Source organism: Paenibacillus sp. (assembly GCF_035645235.1).
GTDB lineage: Bacteria > Bacillota > Bacilli > Paenibacillales > YIM-B00363 > Paenibacillus_AE.
The window spans coordinates 35,455-42,708 of sequence record NZ_DASQMZ010000070.1 but is presented as its reverse complement, the minus strand read 5'-3'; the positions used below and the strand labels follow the sequence as shown (position 1 = coordinate 42,708).

Here is a 7,254-nt window from a genome sequence, read left to right as displayed (position 1 = left end):
GATGCGCTGACGTATGTATGGACGATTACGCGTCCCGACGGGTCGACGCTCGTCCGAACGACGACGAATGTCGCGCTGACGGACGTGCAGCAAGGCGTATATGACGTGCGCTTGCGGGCGACGGATCCGAGCGGCGCTTCTCACGAGCGGTCGAGGACGTTCTTCGTCGGCGACCTTAGAATCGTCGGAGAGGTGCATCACACGCCGGAGTGGGAGCAATACCGCCAAAGCTGGAACGCGCGCTTCCCGTTGAAGCAGCGGGCTGCGGACACGTTCTGGGCCGGGGAGGCGCTTCTGCTCCGCGCGACGGTAACGGATACGGGGGCGAGCGCGACGAAGCCGACCGACGTGACGGCGACGCTGCTCGAGACGGGAACCGCCGCGACGCTGTCGGGGGATGACTTGATCCGGTACGACGGCGAGATGGCGAATGCGGACTTCGCGACGACGCTCGCCGACGGCATGTATACGATGCGTTTTCGAGTGACGTATACGAACGGCCGCGTTGAGACGTACGACGTTCCGTTTCGCATCGCCGGCAGCCTGTACGACGTAATCGTACAGCAGCAAAGGCTGTAGCGCGGAACGCGCGGAGGACACGCAGCCTCCATGCGGTTTGTTCGCGCTTCATGCGACCATCTCCTTTGTTCCGATACGGAACAGAGAGGTTGTCTTGTTTCGGCGCTATGGGGCTTTCGGACGGTTTGACGCGGGGAGCAAACCCCGACCCGATAGAAGATAAAAGCCTGTAGACTCTGTTCCTAACGGAACTTTGTCTACAGGCTGTATCGCGATCGGACGCTACTCGACGGTCAGCGATGCGAGGGCATCGGCAATGCGTTTCATATTGCCGTCGGTCATATTGCTTTCGTAAATGGTATAGCTGAATAGGAACACATCGTCGCCCATTTGGAAATGGGTGCTTACATAGTGCATCGTCCCGATCTCGTCCTTAACGGTGAATTCGACTTCGTGCGCCGGCTGGCCGTTAAAGGTCGTCGCCGCGTTCTTCAGGATCGTCATCGTCGCGTCTTTCTTCTTCAAATCTTCCATGTAATAATCCATGAACTGCTTGTATTCGGCGCTCGTCGTATTTTCCAACACGTCCGCTTGGATGCTGGCGCCTCTAAATTCGAAGTGCATCGTCTCCGCGGTATGGTCTTCGCCTTCGTACCAATATTCCGGCACGGTCATCGTGAAGCCATATTCGCGGTTCCGATACGTCTCCGTCTCCTCGAGGTCCGCGCTAAACGCATCGTCTAAGTATCCGAACTCGGCGGATGCGACCTTCTCGTCGATCCGAATCGAATCGACGATGCGGCGAATGACGGCGGCCGCGGCGTCGCGTTTCTTACTGTCGTATACTACCGTGAAGTTGTACTTGTATTCGCCTTTGATCACGAACACATCGTACAAGTCTTCCGCGTACGTGCCGAAGCTGCGCGACCATAATCGAACGGCGGCGTCCGCGCCGGCGACCTTGCGATCCGGCTTCTGGAACACTTCGAGATACTCGCTCTTAAATTCCTGGCGCAAACGGTCTTCGTTGCGTTGAACCCATTTCTCCAGCGTATCGCCTTCGTCGAGCGAAGACAGCCCGAATGCCAACATGTAGGTGCTGTCGTAAGAATAAAACATTAACCCGTTGCTCTCGGCTTGCATCGTCCAATCGTCCGGCAGCTGGAGCGAGATGCCGTACGTCTCGTCCTCGTAATGGACCGATCCGTTTTTTACGGTCGCAATATCTTTGACGGCGGCGTCCTTGCCGTCGAACGTCAATTCGAAGCTGTCGATCAAGGCGTTATAGACCGCGGATTTGCTCGGATTTTTATAATTTTCCGCGCTCAAGATTTCCAAGGTGACGAAATAGGCGACGCCGTTCTTCATGTACAATCTTTCATCCGTGTACGTTCCCTTCGACGTCTTCGAAACGATCTTTGCGTATAGTTGACCGTGCTCGCGAATGAGCCGCTTGTCCAACGTCGTGCCGCCGTAAGAATACTCGGCCAGCTTATTAACGAGAGAGCTTTCCTTCACGTCGCCGAGTTCCGAATTTACGACGACTTCCAAGACGTATTCGCCGTTGACGTCATCGTAAATGACGCGGTCGCCGTTGAAGCTCTGGTAATCCTGAACGAGCCCCGTCGGATAATCCATCGTCCAACCCCAGTGGCTGTCGCCGAATTTCGTTTTGCCGGCATCCTCGGAAAGACCGTTCGGTCCTGCGTCTGCGGCGGCGGCCGCGCCTTTGATTTCGATCGCTTGCGTCACAGGATCGTACTGCACGTCCGCGCCGAACGTCTCGGAAATAAAGCGAACGGGCACCATCGTCAAGCCGTCGATCAGCTTCGGCGCGCCGGGGATCGTTCTCGCCTCGCCGTTCACGGTGGACGCGAGGCTGTCGATGTTCATCTCGACGACCTTATCGCCGTACGTTAATACGATGCCTTGGGTCTCGGCGAGCCACATTAACTCGGCGTCGAAAGCGCTCGTGATGACGCGCAGCGGCACAAGCGTCGTACCGTTCAAGCTGACCGGCGGCTTCACCTCGAGTCGCTCGCCGTTCACGATCACCGCCGGGCTGCCGACCCTCATGCTGACCTGAACCGATGCGCCGTCGCCCTCCGCGGCCGACGCAGTGCCCGCGGCAGCGGACCATGCGATGGCGGAAGCCATCAATAATGCGGAAAATTGTTTCTTCATCTCATTAATCCTCCGACGCCTGGATCGTCGTTACGGGTGCGCTACGGGTGTGCTTGCAGCGTCAGCGTGCGCTGAACGATGTCGCCGTTGGACAACATCGTGACCGTGACCTTTTCGCCTGGCAAATAATGTTTTAATTCTTCGTTCAGATCCACTTTCGTCGAAAGCTTCTTCTGGTTTAAGGAATATAGCGAGTCGCCCTTCTTCACGCCCAGCTTCGCGGCCGAGGATGCCGGGTCGACCCAAAGCACGGTCATCGGCTTGTTCGTCGCCAATCCGACGACCGCCTCCCAGCTTTCCTCCAGCTCGAATCCGAGATAGGCCCGCTTGACCTGGCCGTACGTTCTTAGATGCTCGGCGATGTATTGAACCGTGTTCGCCGGGATGGAGAAGCCGGTGTTATCGACCGAAACGTCGACGAACTTTAACGTATTGATCCCGACGACTTCCCCCTTCGTATTAATGAGCGGTCCGCCGCTGTTGCCGGGATTGATGGCGGCATCCGTCTGCAACAGGCGGTAGCTTCCGTTCACCGACCGGTTCACGCCGCTGACGACGCCGACCGTCGCCGAATTGCGGAGGGAGAACGAAACCGGCGTGCCGATCGCGATGACGGTTTCCCCCGGGCGAATGTCGTCGCTGTCCGCGAACTTGGCGGCTTGGAGGCCGGTCGCCGTAATTTTCAGCAGCGCCAAGTCGCTGGCCGGATCCCGAAGCACCTTCGTCGGCTTGTATTGTTTCTCGTCCTGCGTAAGCACGATGATTTCCTTCATGCTTTCGATGACGTGCGCGTTCGTCACGATCCATCCGTCCGATGAAACGATGACGCCGGAGCCGTGCGCGAGCTCGAATCGATCGCTGGCGCGGGCAGGACTCCCTTGCGGCTTGCCGATCACGGCGACGACCGAATCGCCGACCTGCTCGATGACGTCGGGCACGACGTCTCCAGGCACATATCGGTACGTGTTCGTCGAGGGGTCGAACGAACCTTTCCCGCCGAGCGCCGCGACCAAGCTGCTCGCTTTGACGTAGACTTCCCCTTCGATTTTCCTCGCCTCCAGCGCGATCGCATCGCCGGAGGTCCCCGAGGCGAACGCCTGAGCCGCGTACAACGCGAAAAATGCGCCGCAGCCGATGGCGCCCCAATGCAGCCATGTTCTCTTCAACCTATCCCGCCTTTTATGTATGAGACATAGACTAAAAGTACCATGATTGCTAGTTTCCTACAACTAGAAACGGATAATGATCGAGCGAGTGGCGGCGGCGAGGTCCAAGCTAGGAATAACCCTTATCGAAAAGGACCCCGCCTCGGCGTCGCCGAGGCATGCGCGAACGCGGCCGGCGCCCGCAGCTCGCCGTTGCCGGCATATCGCCGCGCCGGCGCGGCGGACGCGGGTGGCGCGAGCGGCGGCTCCCGGAGGAACGCCTCGAACGCCGCGGCCATCCGCTCCGCCGTCCACGACGCCGTTCGCCGGCGCGCCGCCGCGAAGGCGCGGCGCACGTCGGCCGCGTCGTCGCGCCGGAAGGCGGCGATGCAGCCGGCGATCGATTCGACCCGCGTCGGATCGAAGACGTACGGGTACGACGAGCCGACGATTTCGACGAGCCCGCCTTGCCGCCCGACGAGCGGCGGCACCCCCGCGCGAAGCGCCTCGAGCGCGACGTAGCCGAACGGCTCCCAGCGGGACGGCGCGACGAGGGCGTCGAGCGAGCGGAGGAACGACAGCTTGTCCGCTTCGCCGACGCGCCCGACCCATTCGATGCGGCCTTCGAGGCCGAGCCGGGCGATATCGTCCCGGACGGCGGCGGCGTAGTCCGGGTCCTCGTCGCCGCAGGCGATGCGCAGCCGCGCGCCGGGCGCGTCGGCGAAAGCGCGGACGAGCTCGCGGATGCCCTTGCGCTCGTCGGCCCGGCCGAGGAATCCGAAGACGCTTCGCTCCGGGCGGAGCGCGAGCGGCATCGCTTCGAGGGCGGAGAAGCCGGCGGGGAGGAGGAACGTTTTCGAATGGAGGTCGGGGTAGAGCGTCAGCAGCTTGCCGCGTTCGGCGCGCGAGAGGCAGACGATGCGGCTCGCGGCGTCGAGCAGCCGTTCGAAGGCGCGGGCGACGTCGTCGTGTCCGCCGTACGGATCCAGAAGGCTCCAGGGCTCCGTGGTCGGGACGGAATGAACGACGTACACGAGCGGGCGCCCGCGAAGGAACGAGTCGTCGACTAAGTAGGCGAGGCCGTAGTGGTGAAACACCGCGGCGTCGAAGTCGAGGCGGTTCAGCACGTCCATGTCGTAGTAGCCGGCTTGGACGACGTTCGGCATCGGCGGATCGTCGTCGCGCTCTCCGAGGAGGACGAAGCCGACGCCCGGCCCCGACGCGCGGCGCAGCTCGTTCAGGCACGTGCCGACGCCGCCGACGGTTCGCCGCCCCAGCTCGGTCGTGAAATGGAGTATTGTACCACGCAAATCCGTTTGCACCCCCAAGACGACGATGGTATAATGGCAAAAATGGGAACAAATATTCTCTTACTGGTCTGGTGATCGAATGAACGGATTGCATCCAATAGATAGGAAGTTCGAGCTCGTTTCGGAATTTTCGCCGCAGGGCGATCAGCCGAAGGCGATCGAGCGGTTGGTCGAAGGCGTGCGCAGCGGCAAAAAGTACCAGACGCTCCTCGGCGCCACCGGCACCGGGAAGACGTTCACGATCGCGCATACGATCGCGCAGCTGAACCGGCCGACGCTCGTGATGGCTCATAACAAGACGCTGGCCGCGCAGCTGTGCAGCGAGTTCAAGGAGTTTTTCCCGAACAACGCGGTGGAATACTTCGTCAGTTATTACGATTATTATCAACCGGAAGCGTACGTACCCGCAACCGATTTATTCATCGAGAAGGACGCCAGCACGAACGAAGAGATCGACAAGCTGCGTCACTCGGCTACAAGCGCCCTGTTCGAACGCCGCGACGTCATTATCGTTGCGAGCGTTTCTTGCATTTACGGCCTCGGTTCCCCGAACGAATACGGCGATCTCGTGCTCAGTTTGCGCGTCGGGACGGAGCGGCCGCGCAACGAAATTTTGCATAAGCTCGTCGATATTCAGTATCAGCGGAACGACTTTAATTTCGCGCGCGGCACGTTCCGGGTGCGGGGCGACGTCGTGGAAATTTTCCCGGCGTCGACGCACGAGAAGGCGATCCGCGTCGAGCTGTTCGGCGACGAGATCGAGCGCATTACGGAGATCGACGTGCTGACGGGCGAAATTATCGGCGAGCGCGAGCATGTCGCCATCTTCCCGGCGTCTCACTTCGTCACGCACGAGGAGTCCATGAAGCGAGCGCTGGTGAACATCGAGCGGGAGCTCGAGGAACGGCTCGAAGAGCTTCGCGGGCAAGGGAAGCTGCTGGAAGCGCAGCGGCTCGAGCAGCGGACGCGTTACGATCTCGAGATGATGCGCGAGGTCGGCTTCTGCTCCGGCATCGAAAACTACTCGGGACCGATGACGTTCCGCCCGCGCGGCGCGACGCCGTATACGCTGTTCGATTATTTCCCGGACGACATGCTGATCGTGATGGACGAGTCGCACGTCTCGCTGCCGCAGGTGCGCAGCATGTACAACGGCGACCGCGCGCGGAAAGAGATTCTCGTGGACCACGGCTTCCGTCTGCCTTCGGCGCTCGACAATCGGCCGCTGAAGTTCGAGGAATTCGAGGAGAAGATCAAACAAATCATCTTCGTCTCCGCGACGCCGGGGCCTTACGAGCTCGAGCACTGCTCGGAAGTCGTCGAACAGATCATTCGGCCGACCGGACTCCTCGATCCGATTATCGAGGTGCGTCCGACGAAAGGGCAAATCGACGACTTGATCGGAGAAATTCGGGATCGGATCGCGAAGGACGAGCGCGTGCTCGTGACGACGCTGACGAAGAAGATGTCCGAGGATTTAACGGACTATATGAAAGAGATCGGCATTAAAGTCCGTTACTTGCATTCGGATATTAAGACGCTCGAACGGATGCAAATTTTGCGGGATTTGCGGCTCGGCGTGTTCCATGTGCTGATCGGCATCAACCTGCTGCGGGAAGGCTTGGATTTGCCCGAAGTGTCGCTCGTCGCCATCCTCGACGCGGACAAGGAAGGCTTCCTGCGCGCGGAACGGTCGCTCATCCAGACGATCGGCCGAGCGGCGCGAAACTCGGACGGCCGCGTCATCATGTACGGCGACAAAATTACCGACTCTATGGCGAAGGCGATCCAGGAGACGGAGCGCCGCCGCGCGATTCAGATCGCCCATAACGAAGCGCACGGGATTACGCCGCAGACGATCCGCAAGAAGGTGCGCGACGTCATCGAAGCGACGAAGGCCGCGGAGGCGAAGGCGAACTACCTCGAGGGCGTCGCGGGCGAGAAGATGTCGAAGAAGGACCGCGTCGCGTTGATCGAGCGGCTGGAGCAGGAGATGAAGCAGGCGGCGAAGGATTTGCAGTTCGAACGGGCGGCGGAGCTGCGCGACGCGCTGCTGGAGTTGAAGGCGCAAGGGTGAAGACCGCGCGGGATCCGAG

Annotated in this window: 4 protein-coding genes and 1 pseudogene; 2 read left to right on the top strand and 3 right to left on the bottom strand. The window is 60.5% G+C overall.

The window, feature by feature from the left end; all coding sequences use genetic code 11:
• Nucleotides 1–579: pseudogene (locus tag VEZ38_RS06590) on the top strand (PKD domain-containing protein); the annotation flags it as partial.
• Nucleotides 580–801: 222 nt separating this feature from the next.
• Here the strand turns inward: VEZ38_RS06590 and VEZ38_RS06585 are convergent.
• The 3 genes from VEZ38_RS06585 to VEZ38_RS06575 all read right to left on the bottom strand — a co-directional run bounded on the left by VEZ38_RS06585 (nt 802) and on the right by VEZ38_RS06575 (nt 5,158).
• Nucleotides 802–2,703 (bottom strand): stalk domain-containing protein, encoded by a 1,902-nt coding sequence (locus tag VEZ38_RS06585; RefSeq protein ID WP_324892548.1) that lies wholly within the window; start codon nt 2,701–2,703, stop codon nt 802–804.
• 41 nt (nt 2,704–2,744) lie between these two features.
• Complete coding sequence (locus VEZ38_RS06580) at nt 2,745–3,869, bottom strand: S1C family serine protease (RefSeq protein WP_324892547.1); 1,125 nt, start codon at nt 3,867–3,869, stop codon at nt 2,745–2,747.
• A 122-nt stretch (nt 3,870–3,991) separates the two neighbouring features.
• Entirely contained in the window at nt 3,992–5,158 is a 1,167-nt protein-coding gene (locus VEZ38_RS06575) for a glycosyltransferase family 4 protein (RefSeq protein ID WP_324892546.1), read from the bottom strand.
• 88 nt (nt 5,159–5,246) lie between these two features.
• On the opposite strand from VEZ38_RS06575, the gene uvrB reads away from it, so the two are divergent.
• Complete coding sequence (gene uvrB, locus VEZ38_RS06570; protein ID WP_324892545.1) at nt 5,247–7,235, top strand: excinuclease ABC subunit UvrB; 1,989 nt, start codon at nt 5,247–5,249, stop codon at nt 7,233–7,235.
• The last annotated feature ends 19 nt before the right edge of the window (nt 7,236–7,254 follow it).

Coding starts and splice junctions, on each gene's coding strand:
- VEZ38_RS06585 (WP_324892548.1), bottom strand. CDS start 2,703: ATGAAGAAACAATTTTCCGCATTATTGATGGCTTCCGCCATCGCATGG.